Below are 16369 nucleotides of genomic sequence, written 5' to 3' on the forward strand. Positions count from 1 at the left end.
GGTGAGCGAAGCGGATTTCTAGAACAGGGAGAAATACTCGCGCTGCTCCCAGTCGCTGACCTCGAGTTCGAAGCGGGCGATCTCGGCCTGCTTGAGGTGAAGATAGTAGTCCACGAAGAAGTCGCCGAGCCCGGCGCGCAGCACCGCGCCCTCCTTCAGCGCCGCCAGCGCCTCGCCGAGCGACCGAGGCAGCATCGGTGCCTTGGCCTCGTAGGGCGTGTCGGCGGACGGGCCGGGATCGAGGCTGCGCTCCAGCCCGTCGAGGCCGCAGACGATCTGACTGGCCATGTAGAGATAGGGATTGGCGGCGGGTTCGCCGACGCGGTTTTCGAGATGCGTCGCCGGATCGCCGGGCCCGCCCAGCACCCGCACCATGACACCGCGATTGTCGCGGCCCCAGATGGCGCGGTCGGGCGCCAGCGAGAAGGGACGGTAGCGCTTGTAGCCGTTGAGCGTCGGCGTGCTGAACGCCGCGGCGGCGCGGGCATGCGCCAGCAGGCCGGCCATGTAATGGCGGCCGGTCGCCGACAGGGGCTCGACCGCATCGGCGAAGGCGTTGGTGTGGCGCTTCCGGTCGGTCAGCGACTGATGCAGGTGCCAGCCGCTCGACATCACGTTGGCGAGCTTCGGCCGGCACATGAACGAGGCGTGGAAGCCGTTGCGCTGGGCGATCTGCTTGGTGGCGCTGCGGAACAGCACCATCGTGTCGGCCGGGTCGAGGCCGGTGCCGGTGCGGAAGGTGAACTCGACCTGGCTGGGGCCGAACTCGACTTCGAGCGTGCGCAGCGGCAGGCCGAGATCGACGAGGTTGGTGCGCAGGATCTCGAGGATCGGGTCCATCTCGTCGTAGCGCTGCTCGGTCAGGTACTGATAGCCCTGATTGAGCAACGACACCTCGGGCGGCTCGCCCGGCTGGCCGGCATCGCCCGTGCCGAGCCTGGCCTTCTCCAGCTTGAACAGATGGAACTCGACTTCGAGTCCGGCGACGAAATCGTAGCCGCGATCGCCCAGCGCCCCGAGCGTCCGGCGCAGGATGTTTCGCGTGCACAGCGGCATCGGACGGCCGTCGGCGAAGTAGATGTCGCACAGCATCCAGCCGGAATGCGGCGCCCAGGGGAGTGCGCGGAAGGTCGTGGGATCGGGCAGCATGACCACGTCGGCCGCGCCCTCGAGTTCCTTCATGCCGAAGCCGCCGCCGGGCTGCCAGACCGGGAAGACCGTGCGGTGCGACGTGTCCTTCAGCAGCATCGTGGTGGTGAAGCCGACGCCGTTCTTGAGTGCGGCATCGACTTCCGAGGCCATCAGCGTCTTGCCGCGCAGGATGCCGTGCTGGTCGGCGAAGGCCAGCCGTACGACCGACATGTCGCCGGCCTTCATGCGCTGCTCGGCCTCGCGCGTCGCGACCTTGCGGTCCTCGGTCCAGAGGCCCGCGCGTTCGACCAGGCTCATCGGCTCACGCGACCAGCGGCGGGATGGTGTCGGCCGCCCAGCTCGAGGCGCGGCGGCGGCGCACGTCGACATCCTTCCAGTAGGCTTCCCAGCCCTCGGTCGGCCCCATGCCGTCGATCGCCACGGGACCGCGGATCGCGGCAGCGCGCTGTTGGTCGAGCCACATGATGGGCCGCTCGCCGTTGCCGACCTGTCCGATGGCCGACAGCAGCATGCGGCGGTAGGCGACGATCGCCTTATCCGTGGTGCCGAGATGCTCGCGCGTGCGGTCCTGGATGCGGCCCTGGCTCTCGACCGCCCACTGGTCGTGGACGTTGATGTCGAAGCCCATGCCGGTGAAGGTCTGGTTCTTCTGTTCGGCGACGCTGTAGCCGTAGTCGTTGTGGCGGCCGATCAGCGGGCGGTAGTCGGGAAGCTGGTAGAGCTTCAGTCGCTGCTCGCGCATGGCGGCGTGGTCGACCGGCTTCCCGAAGCTGGTGAAGATCGCGTACCAGTAGCAGCTCGTATCGTCGATCGGCACGTGCCACTGCGTGATCGTCATCTCCGCGCTCATCGGGATCACGAAGGCATAGGGAAAGACGAGATTGGTCACCCGCACATGCGTGTGCTGCTCGTTCAGCTTGCGCAGCGCGAACAGGCGCAGGCCGTAGTCGGTCGCTTCGACATCGAGCTTCGGCCGCGGGAACTCGCGCAGCAGGCGGGTCATCGGGATCTCGGAATCGGCGGAGGCGGAGCGGAACTGCTTGCCATAGGCCGCGCCCGTATCCTCGTCCTCGTAGAAGCGGTGCAGGTAGGAGGCGTGGGCGGGATCAATGCCCACCTCCAGCGCCTGCAGCCAGTTGCACTCGATCAGCCCCTTGAAGGCGAAGGCATGCGTGCCGGGCGCGAGGAAGCAGTCGAAGTCCGGGAAGGCGGGGGCTTCGCCGTCACCCAGATAGGCGAAGACGATGCCGTTCTTCACGACGACCGGATAGCTGCGCTGGCGCACCCTCTGGCACAGCACGCTGCCTTCCGGCTCGGCGGGCGTTTCCAGGCACTTGCCGTCGACATCGAACAGCCAGCCATGGAACAGGCAGCGCAGGCCGCCATCTTCCAGCCGGCCGAAGGCGAGGTCGGCGCCGCGGTGCGGGCAGTCGCGGTCCAGCAGACCGTGCCGGCCACGCTCGTCGCGGAACAGCACGAAATCCTGACCCAGCACGCGCACCGGCTTGGCGGGCCGCTCGGCGGGCAGTTCGTCGGCGAGGGCGACGGGATGCCAGTAATGGCGCATCAGGGCGCCGCATCGGGTGCCCGGACCGACGCGGGTCATCAGCTCGTTCTGCTCGGGGCTCATCATGCCCCGAGAGTGACGCAAACCACCCGGATTCGCTATAGAAGACCGCATGAACCCCTCTCTGAACGGCATGCCGGGGCCCACTTCCCGCGTCTTCTTTTCCCAGCGTCTGCGTTTGCACTATGTCGACTGGGGCAACCCCGAAGCCCCGCCGCTCCTGCTGGTCCATGGCGGGCGGGACCACTGCCGGAACTGGGACTGGGTTGCACAGGCTCTGCGCAAGGACTGGCACGTGATCTGCCCGGACCTGCGCGGGCACGGCGACAGCCAGTGGTCGCCGGACGGCAACTATTCGATGGCGGCCTACATCTACGATCTGGCGCAACTCATCCACCAGCAGAACCTGGCGCCGGTGACGATCGTGGCGCATTCGCTCGGCGGCAACATCTGCCTGCGCTACACCGGCATCCATCCCGACAAGGTGCGCAAGCTGGTGGCGATCGAGGGGCTCGGACCGTCGCCCAAGGTGATCGAGGAGCGTGGCCACAAGTCGATGAGCGAGCGCATGACCGCCTGGATCGACGAGCAGCGCAAGCTGTCGGCCCGCGCGCCGCGCAAGTACCCGACCATCGAGGATGCCTTCAAGCGCATGCAGGACGAGAACAAGCATCTCTCCGCCGCGCAGGCGCGTCACCTGACCGAGCAGGGCGTCAACCAGAACGAGGACGGCACCTACAGCTGGAAGTTCGACAACTATGTGCGCGTCAACCAGCCCTACGACATGAGTTACGAGGCGATCGAGGAGCTGTGGTCGCGCATCACCTGTCCGACCCTGCTGGTCTACGGCAAGGAAAGCTGGGCCTCCAATCCGGAGAAGGACGGCCGCATCAAGCATTTCAAGACTGCCACGGTGGTCGAGTTCGAACGGGCAGGCCACTGGGTCCAGCACGACCGGCTCGACGATTTCGTGGCGACGACGCGGGAGTTCATCAAATGAAGGCGGCGGTCCTGCGGGACGGCGACATGGTCGTGGCCCAGGTCCCGGAGCCGGTGCCGGCGGCCGGGCAGGTGCTGGTCAAGACGTTGTGCTGCGGCATCTGCGGCTCGGACCTGCACTATGCCAAGCACGCGCCGCACATGGTCGAGATGTCGAAGCGCATTCCCGGCCGCCAGCCACTCGACCTGTCGCGCGACGTCGTGTTCGGCCATGAGTTCTGCGGCGAGGTGCTGGACTACGGTCCCGGCACGGAGCGCAAGCTGAAGCCCGGCACGCTGGTCTGTTCCATGCCGGTGATCCCGCAGGCGGACGGGCATCGCACTGTCGGCTACTCGAACGAGTTTCCCGGCGGCTATGGCGAACGGATGGTGCTGGCGGCGCCTCTGCTGCTCGAAGTGCCCAACGGCCTGTCGGCCGATCATGCAGCCCTCACCGAACCGCTCGCCGTCGGCATCCACGCCGTCGAGAAGGCGGCGCTGCAGGACAATGACGCGCCGCTGGTCGTGGGCTGCGGCCCGGTCGGGCTCGCTGCGATCGTCGGGCTGCGGCTGAAGGGCATCCATCCGATCATCGCCGCCGATTTCTCGCCCAAGCGGCGTGAGCTGGCGGCGAAGATGGGCGCCGACATCGTGATCGATCCCAGGGTCGAGTCGGCCTATGCGAAACTGCCTCCGGGCCGGCGCGCCGTGATCTTCGAATGCGTCGGCGTGCCGGGCCTGTTACAGCAGGTCTTCGAGTCATCCCCGCGCGACGCGCGCGTCGTCGTCGCCGGCGTCTGTATGGAGCCCGACCGCATCGAGCCGCTGTTTGGCATCCTGAAGGAACTCTCGCTCCAGTTCGTGCTGGGCTACACGCCCGAGGAGTTCGCGCGCTGCCTTCGCCTGCTGGCGGACGGCCAGGTGGATGCAGACGCGCTGATCACCGGCAAGGTCGGGCTCGACGGCGTGAAGGCGGCCTTCGCGGAACTCGGCAATCCGGAGAACCACACCAAGATTCTCGTGGAGCCGTGGCGCTGACTTTGATAGCGCTTCAGGCCTTCGAGGGAGGAAAAGCAAAGTGAAATTCTATAATTCGGTCGGCCCCAACCCGCATATGGTTCGCATGTTCATGGCCGAGAAGGGCTTCGACGTGCCCAAGGTCGAGGTCGACCTGCGTGGCGGCGAGAACCGGCGCGAGCCCTTTCTCAAGCTCAACCCGTCGGGGCAATGTCCTGCGCTCGAGCTCGACGACGGCACGGTGCTGGCCGAGATCACGGCGATCTGCGAGTACATCGACGAGATCAAGAGGGACACGCCGTCGCTGATCGGCGACACGCCGGAGGAGCGCGCGAACACCCGCATGTGGGTGCGCCGCATCGATCTCAACATCCTCGAGCCCGCGGCCAACGGCTTCCGCTTCTCGCAGGGGCTGAAGCTCTTCCAGGATCGCGTGCATTGCATTCCCGAGGCGGCCGACGGTCTCAAGGAATCGGCGCGAAGGAAGCTGGTCTGGCTCGACGAACAGATGGGCTCCAAGCCCTTCGTCGCCGGGAACAAGCTCACGATGGCCGACATCCTGCTGTTCACCTTCCTCGAGTTCCTGGCCAAGGTCGGCCAGCCGCTCGATCCGGCGAACAAGAACATCGTGGCCTGGATGGAACGCATGAAGGCCCGACCCAGCGCCGCGGCCTGATCGTAAGGGCAGGAAGGGAACGCGTGAAAGACTGGACCGTCGCCGCAGCAAGCAACAATGCACGCTGGTGCGATGCGGTCTGTCGCGCACACGGCCAGGCGGGGCGCTTCTTGCCGCACATGTGGGTGAACGCCGCGGTCGTGCCGCGCTTCTATCCGAACGCGGTCACGCTTGCCGTCGGCGAGACCGCGTTGGAGGAGCAGCGGACCACGATCGAGATTCTGCAGAAGTCAAACCTGCCCGGCCGCTGGTCGGTGAAGGACAGCTTCCACACGCTCGACCTGTCGCGCCGCGGCTTCGAGCTGCTGTTCGACGCGAAGTGGATCCGCAGCGTCATGCCCGCCGAAGGGCCCTCGACCGACATCGTCTGGCAGCGCGAGGACAAGGGCGGCGAAGGATTGCCGGTCGACGATCCGGACTTTGCGATGTTCAAGGGGCGGCGCGGCTTCAAGGTCGTGGCCGGCTTCATGCTCTACCGTGCCGAGGACGTCGTGGGCGTTTCCAACGTCGTCGCCGAGGCCGCCGATGCGCCGGCGGTCTGGCGTTCGCTCACCCTGCTGGCGGCGCAGACGTTTCCGCGCCTGCCGCTGGTGGGCTACGAATCCGGCCGTGAGCTTCAGGCCGCCGTAAAGTCGGGCTTCGAGGCCGGCGACAAGCTCAGAGTGTGGGTGACGGCTCGGGACTGAAGCCGCAGGCCGTCAGTGCGGCCAGCATATGGGCGGGTGGCGGCGCGGTGACGGAGATCGGCGGTTTGCTCTTCGACAGCGGCAGCACGATGCCATGCGACTGCAGATGGAGCTGGCTGTCCGGCACGGCGCGGCCGTACAGGCGGTCGGCGATGACCGGGCAACCGGCGGCAGCGCAGTGGACGCGGATTTGATGCGTGCGGCCGGTTTCGGGCTTGAGTTCCAGCCAGCTCATGCCAGGCGCGCGCCCGAGCACCTTGTAGCGTGTCACCGAAGGCTGGCCCTTGTCGGAAACCTTCACCGACCAGCCGGTGCGCGTGTTGAGCTTGAGCAGCGGCATGTCGAACACGCCTTCGTCGGCCGGCGGCGAGCCTTCGACCACCGCCCAGTAGGTCTTCTCGGTGTCGCGGCCGGAGAACAGGCGCCCCAGCTTGGCCAGTGCCTTGGGATGGCGGCCCAGCACCAGCACGCCCGCCGTGTCGGCATCGAGTCTATGAGCCAGCGCCGGCGGTCGCGGCAGGCCGTAACGCAGATCGTCGAAGCACTCTTCGAGGTTGGGCGCGCCGCTCGGCCCGGCATGCACGGCAAGCCCGGCCGGCTTGTCGACCACCAGGATCAGCCCGTCGCGATGCAGCACGCGGGCTTGGATCTGCTCGGCCGTGAGCGGCGGCGGCCTTTTGGGCGGCGGCTTGGATGATCCCGGGCGCCGCGCCGGATGCGGCCTCAAAGGTCGGGCCATCGGTCGAGCCAGCTCTCGCTCGCTTCGTAGAGCGCGGCGGCGCGCAGCACCGAAGCCTCGTCGCGGAAGCGGCCGACGATCTGCAGGCTGGTCGGCAGGCCCTCCGAATCGTAGCCGTTGCAGATCGAGAGGGCGGGGTGGCCGGTGATGTTGAACGGCATCGTGTAGGGGAACCAGTTGCGCCGCAGCTCCCCGGCCTCGACCCCGTCGATGGTGATCGGATCGAACAGGTCCTGGTCGATCGGCAGTGCGGTGCGCGAGACGGTCGGTGTCACGAGAAAGTCGGCGGACTCGAACCAGCCCTGGACCATGCGGAAGAGATCGCTGCGCTGGAACATGGCGCGCTGATAGTCGGCGCCCGACCAGTCCGCCGCCTCGGCCACCTGGCGCACCAGCGAGGGCGTCATGCGGTTGCCGTCGCGCCGGATCATCTCGTCGAAGCGGGCCTTCCAGGTCGTGTGGTTGATCACCTTCCACGCCGAACTGAGATCGGGCAGCTCCTCGGTGAGTTCGACCAGCTCGGCCCCCAGCTCGCGCAGCCGCGACAGCGACTGCTCGAAGGCGGCGCGAACGTCCTTGGCCACCAGCGTGTTGCCGAGCGTGGCGCTGTAGAGGATGCGCTTGCCCTTGAGATCGCCTTCGGCGCGGGCCGCCGCCAGATAGTCGGGCGGCTCGATGCCGATCGACCACGGGTCCGACGGATGCGGTCCGGCCATCGCCTGCAACATGAGCGCGGTGTCCATCACCGTGCGCGTCATCGGCGTCACATAGGTGTAGTTGCCGAACGCGTCGGCCACCTGGCTGTGCGGGATGACGCCGTTGCTCTGCTTCAGCCCGACCATGCCGTTGATCGCGGCGGGAATGCGGGTCGAGCCGCCGCCGTCGGTGGCGATTCCGATCGGCCCGATGCCCGCCGCGACCGCGACCGCTGCGCCGCCGCTCGAGCCGCCCGACGTGTGCTTGGCGCTCCAGGCATTGCGCGTGCGGCCAAACAGCGGCCCGTCGGTCAGCGACTTGTGGCCGAACTCCGGCGTCGTCGTCTTGCCGAACAGGATGCCGCCCGCGGCCTTCACGCGCGCCGCGCACACCGCGTCTTCCTTCGGCACGTTGTTCTCGTAGAGCAGCGACCCGAAGGTGGTGCGCACGCCCGCCGTGTTCACGAGATCCTTGGCGGCGAACGGGATGCCGTGCAGCAGGCCGAGCCGCTCGCCTTTCATGACGGCGTCTTCCGCCGCCTTGGCCGCCGCGCGGGCCTGATCCGGCACCAAAGTGACGAAGCAGTTCAGCACCGGCTGCAGCCTGTCGGCGCGCGCCAGCACGGCCTCGGTCAACTCGACGGGCGAGATCTTCTTCGCGGCGATCTTCTCGCGGAGGTCGGAGGCGGGCAGGCGGGTGAGGTCGGTCATGGTCTCGTTTCATGTTCCTCTCCCCCGATAGGGGGAGAGGTTAGGTGAGGGGGCGTCGAGGATCGCGTGCAACCCCCTCACCCTGCCTCTCCCCCTACCGGGGGAGAGGAGTTTGAAAAGGTCCGAAGGCTTTACCGCAGCAACCCGCGTGCCGCGAGGTTTCGCATCAAGGCTCCCGCGCCGAACGTCCAGGGCGCGATCTTGTCGCAATGGGCCACCTTGTTGGTCAGCGTGCCGAGCTTGGGCGATCGGATGGAGACCAGGTCGCCCACCATGTGCGTGAAGCCGGTGCCGCCGGGCTTGCGCGGTTCGGTCGGCGCGAACAGCGTGCCGGTCATCAGCGCCATGCCGTCGGGATATTGATGCGCGCTCATCGCCTGGGCCACGAGATCGGTGGGATCGCGGCTGATCTTCGAGAGGTCGCTCGAGCCGCGCAGGCGGAACTGGTCGGGGCCCGTCACTTCGAGATCGACCTTGGCCTGGCGCACGTCGTCCAACGAGAAGGTATCGTCGAACAGGCGGATGAAGGGACCGAGCGCGCAGGAGGCGTTGTTGTCCTTGGCGATGCCCAGCAGGAGCGCGCTGCGGCCTTCGATGTCGCGCAGGTTCACGTCGTTGCCGAGCGTCGCCCCGACGATCCGGCCCTTGGCGCTGACGATCAGCGTCACTTCGGGCTCGGGATTGTTCCAGTCGGAGTCCGGCCGGATGCCGATCTCGGCGCCGTAGCCGACCGCGGCCATGGGCGGCGCCTTGGTGAAGATCTCGGCATAGGGACCGATGCCCACTTCGAGGTAGGGCGACCAGGCGCCGCGCGCCATCAGCGTCTTCTTCAGCGCCTCGGCCTCGGGCGAGCCCGGCTTGATGGCACTGACATCGGCGCCGATGATCGAGTTCAGCTCGCCGCGCACCTGCTCTGCGCGCGCGGGATCGCCCTTGGCATGTTCCTCGATCAGCCGCTCGAGCAGACTGACCGCGAAGGTGACGCCGGCGGCCTTGAGCGCCTGCAGGTCGACCGGAGCGAGCAGGTCGCCGATCAGGTCCTTCAGCTCGCCGACGCGCTCGCCCGGCGTGTTGCGCGCGATGGACGTGGGATCCGGCGCATTGCAGAGATCGGCCATGGTCGGCACGGTTGCCGAGAGATCGAACACGCCGCCACCCCTGATCGCGACGACCGAGGGGCCCGCCGGATGGTCGGCCCGCCAGAGGCGGCCGACGAGCGTGCCCGATGTGCCGTCCTCGGGCAGGATTTCGCTGAGTGATGGTGACACTGGACGTCTCCGGCGCTTCGTTGCAGAAAGGCGCGCCATTCCCGGGAGAAATAAGATCATGGCCGCAGCACGGATCAAAGGCGTTCTTTCGCCCGTCGTCACGCCCTTCAAGCGCGACCTGTCGCCGGATGTCGGCCGCTTCATCGCCCACTGCAAGTGGCTGATCAGCCAGGATTGCGGGCTCGCGGTCTTCGGCACCAACTCGGAAGCCAATTCGCTGTCGGCCAAGGAGCGGATGAGCCTGCTCGAGGCCGTCGTCGCGGCGGGCGTGCCGACCGCGCGCATGATGCCCGGCACCGGCGCCTGCTCGATCACCGAGGCGGCCGAAGTGAGCGCCCATGCGGTGAAGCTCGGCGTCGGCGGCGTGCTGATGCTGCCGCCGTTCTACTACAAGGGCGTGCCGGAAGAGGGGCTGTTCCGCTTCTACTCGGAAGTCGTGCAGCGGGTCGGTGACGACCGCCTGCGCGTCTATCTCTATCATATTCCCGGGGTCTCGGGCGTGCCGATCACGCACAAGCTGGTCGAGCGGCTGATGAAGGCCTATCCGACGCAGATCGTCGGCATGAAGGATTCGTCGGACGACTGGCCCCACACGAAGAGCATGATCGACGCTTTCGCCAAGGACGGATTCGACGTCTTCTCCGGTAACGAGAAGCCGATCCTGGAGAACCTGAAGGCCGGCGGCGTCGGCTGCATCAGCGCCACGGCGAACATCAACCCGGGCAAGATCGCCGAGACGATCAAGGCCTACGGCACGCCGGAAGGCGACAAGCTCCAGGCCTGGATCAACGAGGTCCGCGGCGTCATGCAGGGCTATGTGATGATCCCAGCGCTGAAATACGTGATCGCGCACTATGGCAGCGACCCGCACTGGAACCCGGTCCGTCCGCCACTCGTCGAGCTCGACGAGAAGACCGGCCGCGACATGATCGAGAAGCTCGACAAGCTCGGCTTCACCATGCCCGGCCTCAAGCAGGCGATGGCCGTCGCCGCGGAGTAGCGATCCGGGCGTCGGATGAGGCCGATCGGCGCCATCCTCGATGGGTCGCTCCGCTGGGGGAGCGACTGCTGCCGGGGACCGGCAAACGAAATAACAGAAATAAACGAAACAATCGAAGCGAATGTCGCACCTCCCGGATCCCGGGCTGCGGTGATCGTGGACGCAATAATGTTGCGCGATGGTGTTTCATGTTTTGGCGAGCGTTGACAAACTTGTGTCCTGAACCCTATAAGATTTTCATGTTCAAGACCCTGTCCCACAACGCTTGGTATTTTACGCCCCTGACATAGGCGGCGCGAAGGGTCATGACTCAACGAAGCCGCCGCATCCCGGCGGCTTTCGTGTTTTAGGACTTGGCCTCCGGGCCGCGGCGGAACCCGCAACCGGAGGACGATATGTCGATCATCGAAGCAGAACTTGAACCGCACCACTTGCCGCTCGCCATCCGTGTGAGGCTGGCGGGCCCACGCGACCTCGAGGAACTCAGCGAACTTCTCGGCGACGGCGAATCCGCGCGCGAGCAGGTGCTGACCTGGCTCGAGACCCCCGGCACGACTTTGCTCGTGGCGCAAAGCGAGATCGGCGTGCTGGCCGTCGCCGTGCTGATGACGCGGCTGGTGCCGCTGGAGGGTATGGGCGCCCACAAGGTCATAGAGGTCGACAACCTCGTCGTGCGCGCCGACCAGCGCGGCCGTCGGGTTGGAAGACGCCTCCTGGCCGCCGCCGTCGAATGGTCGCGCCAGCGCCGCGCGGTGCAGGTCGAGGCCGTCGTGGGCGAGGGACCGGCCAAGCGCTTCTACGAGAATTTCGGCTTCGCCGTCGCCAACGATCGGCTGGTGCTGGCGGCCTGACCACCGCCCCCCGCGCCGGGCCGGTCCGGCGGCTGGTTTTCGCGCTGTGAACAATCCGGTTGCACGGCGAACAATGTGGTATGGTGAATTTCTTGCACACCCAGTGCCGGACTAATGTGCAGGAGTTGCCCGTGGCAAAGCGTTCAACGAAGCGTGCGAACGTGCCCGTCGAAAAGGCACCCGTCGCCATCAAGCAGACGATGAGCAAGCCGATCTCCAGCTACACGGATCCGGAGCATCTGCGCACGCTCATGCAGAATGCAAAACGCATGGGTCGCGAGGATATCTGGCGACAGGCGTTCGACCAGCTCTGCTCGCTGGAAGGGGCCACGCAGACGGACCCGCTCGACCGCGCCTTCTACAGCACCCTGGCGGCCTACGAGCAGCTGCTGACGCAGAAGAACGGTCGCGCCACCCGGGCGAGCCGCACCCGCCTGAAGCTGAAGGGCAAAGGCGTGGTCGCCTGCCTGGAGGACTGGGCGAAGAGCAAGGAACCGCCCGAATCCTTCGAACTGCTGGTCGCGAACGGGATGGTCGAGATGACGGGCGAGCAGCTGGTGCTGACCTATCCCGACAGGTTTTCGCCGGAAGCGGTCGCGGGCGCCACGGCGCGTCTTGCGACGTTGACCAAAGCGGCGCCCGAGGCCTGATTTCTAGGCCGGCTCGGCGTCGCGCGCGGCCCACATCTTCTTGAAGGCCGGACGGGCCTGGCAGGCGGCGAGCCAGGCCTTCACGCGCGGCGCGGCTTCGAACAGTTCCGGGGCGGGCTGCGCATAGCGCACGATCTCGGCGGCGTTGAGGTCGGCCACGGTGAAGCGGTCGCCGACCAGCCAGCCGCTCTTTTCCAGCGCCTTGTCGAGCACGGCGAAGGGGCCCTTGAGCGCCTCGACCGCGGCATCGGCGATCTTCGGATCCTTCACGCCGCTCGGATTTCCCAGGCGATGATAGAGCACGTTGATGGCGTGAGGCTCGACGCCCGTCGCGGCCCACAACGCCCACATTGCGATCTGGCCCTCTTCGGCGACAGTCGCGCCGGCGACCGGGCCGCCATGCTTGCGGGCGAGATAGAGGTTGATGGCCAGCGACTCGTGCAGCACCAGCCCGTCATCGTCGATCGAGGGGATCAGGCCGCTCGGATTGATCTTCAGGAACTCCGGCGACTGCGTATGCAGCATCCCGGCCGGCACGGTGCGATAGTGCTGGATGACCGCGACGTGCTTGAACGGAATGCCGAGTTCCTCTGCCAGCCAGATGTTGCGCGACGCGCGGGACCGGTAGACGCCGTAGATCGTAAGCATGGAAAATCCTACTTCATCGAACTGTTTTCTTGACGGGATCGCGCCCGTTATTAAGGCTTGGCGAGTTCAAGGCACAGCGAAAAACCGGACCGGGCTCTCCAGCAAGGAGGATCGACGATGTCGGCACCCAGCACACTCGAAGCGCTGAAGGACGCCAGCCACTTCTACGAGGTCGAGCGGCGTGCCTACCACCTGCAGCGGCCGGGCTTCCGGGTGGCCGAGCTGCAGCTCTCGCCCACGCAGAAGGTGCCCTGGCACTTTCATAACAACATCAGCGACACGTTCTACGTGGTCGAGGGGACGATGCGGCTCTTCCTGCAGGAGCCGAAGGAAGAGGTGATCCTGAAGCCGGGCGAGAGTTTCGTCGCCGCGCCGGGAAGGCCGCACCTCGTGACCAACGGCGGCGACGCCTCGCTTACGTTCCTGATCATGCAAGGCGTGGGCGAGTACGACTACGTGCCGTTGGTTTGACCTTGCTGTCATCCTGAGCGCAGCGAAGGATCTCGCGCTGGCAACGGAGTCCCCCGGTCGATCCGCAAGGTCCTTCGCGTCGCTCAGGACGACATTGTACGGGCGAGCGCCCTAACTGATCGCCGGCGCCTCCTGGCCGACGAACTGGACGCGCAGCTCGCGCTTCAGGACCTTGCCGGTGGCGTTGCGCGGCAGGGCGTCGACGAAGGTGACGGATTGCGGGACCTTGAACTTGGCGAGGCGGGCGAGGCAATGCTGGATCACGTCGCCCTCGGCGAGGTCCTGCTCGGGCTTGCGCACGATGATCGCCATGCCGACTTCGCCCCAGCGCTCGTTGGGAACGCCGATGATCGCGGCGTCGGCGATGGCGGGGATCTGGAACAGCACGTTCTCGACCTCGGCGGGATACACGTTCTCGCCGCCCGAGATGTACATGTCCTTCCAGCGGTCGACGATGTAGACGAAGCCTTCCTCGTCGAGCCGCGCGGCATCGCCGGTGTGCAGCCAGCCGTCGGTAAAGCTCCTCTCGGTGGCGGCGGGATTGTTCCAGTAGCCCGGCGTGATGTTCGGTCCCTTGATCAGGAGCTCGCCGATGCCGCCCGCCGGCACGTCGTTCCCCTCGTCGTCGACCACGCGGATCGCGGTGTGCATCATCGCCTTGCCCGCCGAGCCCAGCTTACGGATGGCGTCGGCGGCATCGAGCATCGTGCCGGCGGGGCTGGTCTCGGTCATGCCCCAGCCCTGGACGAGCGGCACGCCGCGGGCAGTCCAGGTCTCGAGGATGGCAAGCGCGCAGGGCGCACCGCCGACGCCGGCGATCCGCAGGCGCGAGAGATCGGCCGTCGCGAACTTGGGATGCTGCATCATGAATTGATAGGGCGCGGGCACGGCGAAGAAATGCGTGATGCCCAGCGCAGGATCGGAGAGGCAGTCGAGCGCCTGTCCGGGATCGAAAGTGCGCATGACCACGATCGTGCCGCCGGCATGCAGCACCGGATTGGCGTAGCAGTTCAGGCCGCCGGTGTGGAACAGCGGCAGCACCACGAGCTGCACCGTCTCGGGCGTGATCAGTGCGGGGATGCCCAGGTTCACGCAGTTCCAGAACACCATGCCGTGGGTGATGATCGCGCCCTTCGGGTGCCCGGTCGTGCCCGACGTGTACATGACCATGCCGATATCGTCGTGCGTCAGGGCCGCGGAAGCCGGCGCCGGTCCGGCCTCGGCGAGCGCGCGCTCGTAGGCGCTGTCGGGTCGCTCGTGGTCGATCTCCAGCAGGTTCTTTGAAAGCGCGACGGCCGCTTCCGCGAAGCCCTTGTCGTGGATCAGCAGCTTCGGGCTCGAATCGCCCAGGATGTACTCGAGCTCCGGGACGGTGAGCCGCCAGTTGAGCGGCAGCATGATGGCGCCCAGCCGGCCGCAGGCGAACTGAAGCTCGAAATATTCGGCGCAGTTGGGCGCAAGCAGGGCGATGCGGTCACCTTTCTCGATGCCTCTCGCCGCCAGTGCCGCGGCCAGCCGACCGATGCGGCCGTCAAGGTCGCCATAGGAGAGCTTCCGCCCCGTATGCAGATCGTGAATCGCGAGGTGATGCGGACGCCGGCCGGCATGGTGGGCGATCCAGTCGAAGTAGGGAATCGTCGGCATCAGTTCACGGCCTCGGTGAAGTTCTTCCAGTACGGCTCGCGCAGCTCGCGCTTGAGGACCTTGCCGGCGCCGGACAGCGGCAGGGGCGTGTCGCGGAAGTCGACGCTGCGGGGGCATTTGTAACCCGCGATCTGGTTGCGGCAATGGTCGATCACGTCGTCGGCCGCGAGCGGGGCGCCGTGCCGGGGGACGACGATGGCGTGGACGCGTTCGCCCCATTGGTCGTCGGGCACGCCGATCACCGCCACCTCGGCAACGCCAGGCATCGTCGAGATCGCATTCTCGACCTCGGCCGAGTAGACGTTCTCGCCGCCGGAGATGATCATGTCCTTCAGCCGGTCGACGATGAAGACGAAGCCTTCCTCGTCCATGTAGGCGCCGTCGCCGGAGTAGTACCAGCCGTCCTCCAGCACCGCTTCGGTCTCGGCCGGCTTGTTCCAGTAGCCCTTCATCACGTTGGCGCCGCGGACGCTGAGTTCGCCGGTGGTGCCGCGCGGCACTTCCAGCCGGTCGGCGTCGACGATCCTGACCTCGCAGGCGAGCGCCGCCTGGCCGCACGATCTCAGCCGGCCGGCATGGGGACCGTCGAGCACGGTGTAGCGCGGGTCGAGCAGGGTGACGATCGGCGAGGCCTCGGTCATGCCGTAGCCGTGCATCAGGCGCACCCGCGGCATCCGCTCGATCGCCTTGCGCACGATGCCCTCCGGCATCGGCGAGGCGCCGTAGAGTATGAACGAGAGGGTGCCGATGTCGAACTCGTCGAAGCGCTCGTGGTTCACCAGCATGTTGATCATGGTCGGCACGAACTGCGCGTGCGTCACCTTCTCTGTCTGGATGGTGAGCAGCACCTCGACCGGTTCGAAGCGCGGCACGAAGGCGTGGCGCCCGCCGGACAGGGTGACGCCAAAGGTCGAGGCGCCATCGGCGAGATGGAACATCGCCCCCGAATGGAGATAGGCGGTGTCGGAATCGAAGCCCATGCCGGCGACACCATTCAGCGCGTTCACCACCAGGTTGGTGTGTGTGAGCATCACGCCCTTGGAACGCCCCGTCGTGCCGCCGGTGTAGAACAGGCCGGCGAGATCGTCGTCGTGCGCGCCCACATCCTCCATCGCCTCGTAGCTCGTGAGGTCCTCGTAATGGAGGATCCCGTCGGGGCTCGCCAGATCGTCGAGCCAGATCACCTCGCGCACCGACGGTGTCCGTCCGTCGAGCGCCTTCAGATGGTGTGACATGCCGGTGTCGATGAACAGCGCGACCGCACCGGCATCGTTCAGGATGTATTCGATCTCGGGGGCGGCGAGCCGCGTGTTGACCGGCACCATCACCGCCCCCATCCAGGGCAGCGCGTACATCAGCTCGAGATAGCGGTCGGAATTGAGGGCGAGGAGGGCGACCCGGTCGCCGCGGCGCACGCCCAATGCCGAAAGCGCGCCGGCGACCCGGCTGATCCGCTCGGCGCTCTGCTGCCAGGTGCGGCGGCGGCCGGCGAAAGAGGTGGCGAGGCCGTTGGGGCGGATCTGGACGGCGCGGCGAAGTCCCTGGGTGAGTGCAAACATGGGGCGATGCTAGGGGCTCGTTCGTTCGCGCGGCAAGGGGCTTCGTGGTAGAGGAGA

16 protein-coding genes are annotated in these 16369 nt (G+C 66.8%); 8 read left to right on the forward strand and 8 right to left on the reverse strand.

Going from position 1 to position 16369, the window contains the following annotated elements:
- Positions 1–18 precede the first annotated feature (18 nt).
- Complete coding sequence (locus tag ACP15H_RS07010; protein WP_425065483.1) at positions 19–1449, reverse strand: glutamine synthetase family protein; 1431 nt, start codon at positions 1447–1449, stop codon at positions 19–21.
- 4 nt (positions 1450–1453) lie between these two features.
- Positions 1454–2785, reverse strand: coding sequence for a Rieske 2Fe-2S domain-containing protein (locus ACP15H_RS07015; protein WP_425065484.1), 1332 nt, complete (start codon positions 2783–2785; stop codon positions 1454–1456).
- A gap of 46 nt (positions 2786–2831) precedes the next feature.
- On the opposite strand from ACP15H_RS07015, the gene ACP15H_RS07020 reads away from it, so the two are divergent.
- Genes ACP15H_RS07020 through ACP15H_RS07035 form a run of 4 tightly spaced genes read left to right on the forward strand, consistent with a single transcriptional unit; the run spans position 2832 to position 6076 of the window.
- Positions 2832–3719 carry an alpha/beta fold hydrolase gene (locus ACP15H_RS07020; RefSeq protein WP_425065485.1) on the forward strand — a complete coding sequence of 296 codons (888 nt, stop codon included), beginning with the start codon at positions 2832–2834 and terminating at the stop codon, positions 3717–3719.
- Positions 3716–4735: a zinc-binding dehydrogenase gene (locus ACP15H_RS07025; protein ID WP_425065486.1), complete on the forward strand. Its 1020-nt coding sequence runs from the start codon at positions 3716–3718 to the stop codon at positions 4733–4735. The genes ACP15H_RS07020 and ACP15H_RS07025 overlap by 4 nt, the downstream gene beginning before the upstream one ends.
- A 40-nt stretch (positions 4736–4775) precedes the next feature.
- Positions 4776–5390 carry a glutathione S-transferase family protein gene (locus ACP15H_RS07030; RefSeq protein ID WP_425065487.1) on the forward strand — a complete coding sequence of 205 codons (615 nt, stop codon included), beginning with the start codon at positions 4776–4778 and terminating at the stop codon, positions 5388–5390.
- Positions 5391–5413: 23 nt separating this feature from the next.
- Positions 5414–6076 carry a hypothetical protein gene (locus ACP15H_RS07035; RefSeq protein WP_425065488.1) on the forward strand — a complete coding sequence of 221 codons (663 nt, stop codon included), beginning with the start codon at positions 5414–5416 and terminating at the stop codon, positions 6074–6076.
- Here ACP15H_RS07035 and ACP15H_RS07040 read toward each other — a convergent pair.
- The 3 genes from ACP15H_RS07040 to ACP15H_RS07050 form a co-directional block, all read right to left on the reverse strand.
- Positions 6048–6713 carry an RluA family pseudouridine synthase gene (locus tag ACP15H_RS07040; protein WP_425065489.1) on the reverse strand — a complete coding sequence of 222 codons (666 nt, stop codon included), beginning with the start codon at positions 6711–6713 and terminating at the stop codon, positions 6048–6050. The two genes, ACP15H_RS07035 and ACP15H_RS07040, sit on opposite strands and share 29 nt — an antisense overlap.
- A gap of 86 nt (positions 6714–6799) precedes the next feature.
- The gene (locus tag ACP15H_RS07045) at positions 6800–8221 is read right to left on the reverse strand and encodes an amidase (RefSeq protein ID WP_425065490.1); all 1422 of its coding nucleotides are present in this window, start codon (positions 8219–8221) and stop codon (positions 6800–6802) included.
- Positions 8222–8352: 131 nt separating this feature from the next.
- Positions 8353–9528: a fumarylacetoacetate hydrolase family protein gene (locus tag ACP15H_RS07050; RefSeq protein ID WP_425065491.1), complete on the reverse strand. Its 1176-nt coding sequence runs from the start codon at positions 9526–9528 to the stop codon at positions 8353–8355.
- Positions 9529–9547: 19 nt separating this feature from the next.
- Here ACP15H_RS07050 and ACP15H_RS07055 point away from each other — a divergent pair, with 19 nt between their 5' ends.
- The 3 genes from ACP15H_RS07055 to ACP15H_RS07065 all read left to right on the forward strand — a co-directional run bounded on the left by ACP15H_RS07055 (position 9548) and on the right by ACP15H_RS07065 (position 11990).
- Positions 9548–10489 (forward strand): dihydrodipicolinate synthase family protein, encoded by a 942-nt coding sequence (locus tag ACP15H_RS07055; protein WP_425065492.1) that lies wholly within the window; start codon positions 9548–9550, stop codon positions 10487–10489.
- Positions 10490–10884: 395 nt separating this feature from the next.
- Entirely contained in the window at positions 10885–11340 is a 456-nt protein-coding gene (locus ACP15H_RS07060; protein WP_425065493.1) for a GNAT family N-acetyltransferase, read from the forward strand.
- Between the two features lie 131 nt (positions 11341–11471).
- Positions 11472–11990, forward strand: coding sequence for a hypothetical protein (locus ACP15H_RS07065; protein WP_425065494.1), 519 nt, complete (start codon positions 11472–11474; stop codon positions 11988–11990).
- A gap of 3 nt (positions 11991–11993) precedes the next feature.
- Here the strand turns inward: ACP15H_RS07065 and ACP15H_RS07070 are convergent, their stop codons facing one another.
- On the reverse strand, positions 11994–12638 hold the full coding sequence (locus ACP15H_RS07070; RefSeq protein WP_425065495.1) for a glutathione S-transferase family protein: 645 nt from the start codon (positions 12636–12638) through the stop codon (positions 11994–11996).
- A gap of 117 nt (positions 12639–12755) precedes the next feature.
- Here ACP15H_RS07070 and ACP15H_RS07075 point away from each other — a divergent pair, with 117 nt between their 5' ends.
- On the forward strand, positions 12756–13109 hold the full coding sequence (locus tag ACP15H_RS07075; protein ID WP_425065496.1) for a cupin domain-containing protein: 354 nt from the start codon (positions 12756–12758) through the stop codon (positions 13107–13109).
- 111 nt (positions 13110–13220) lie between these two features.
- Here ACP15H_RS07075 and ACP15H_RS07080 read toward each other — a convergent pair whose 3' ends face one another.
- On the reverse strand, positions 13221–14753 hold the full coding sequence (locus ACP15H_RS07080) for an acyl-CoA synthetase (RefSeq protein WP_425065497.1): 1533 nt from the start codon (positions 14751–14753) through the stop codon (positions 13221–13223).
- Entirely contained in the window at positions 14753–16312 is a 1560-nt protein-coding gene (locus ACP15H_RS07085; protein WP_425065498.1) for an acyl-CoA synthetase, read from the reverse strand. Before ACP15H_RS07085 ends, ACP15H_RS07080 begins: the two co-directional genes overlap by 1 nt.
- Positions 16313–16369 lie beyond the last annotated feature (57 nt).

This window comes from Reyranella sp., assembly GCF_965249915.1.
GTDB lineage: Bacteria > Pseudomonadota > Alphaproteobacteria > Reyranellales > Reyranellaceae > Reyranella.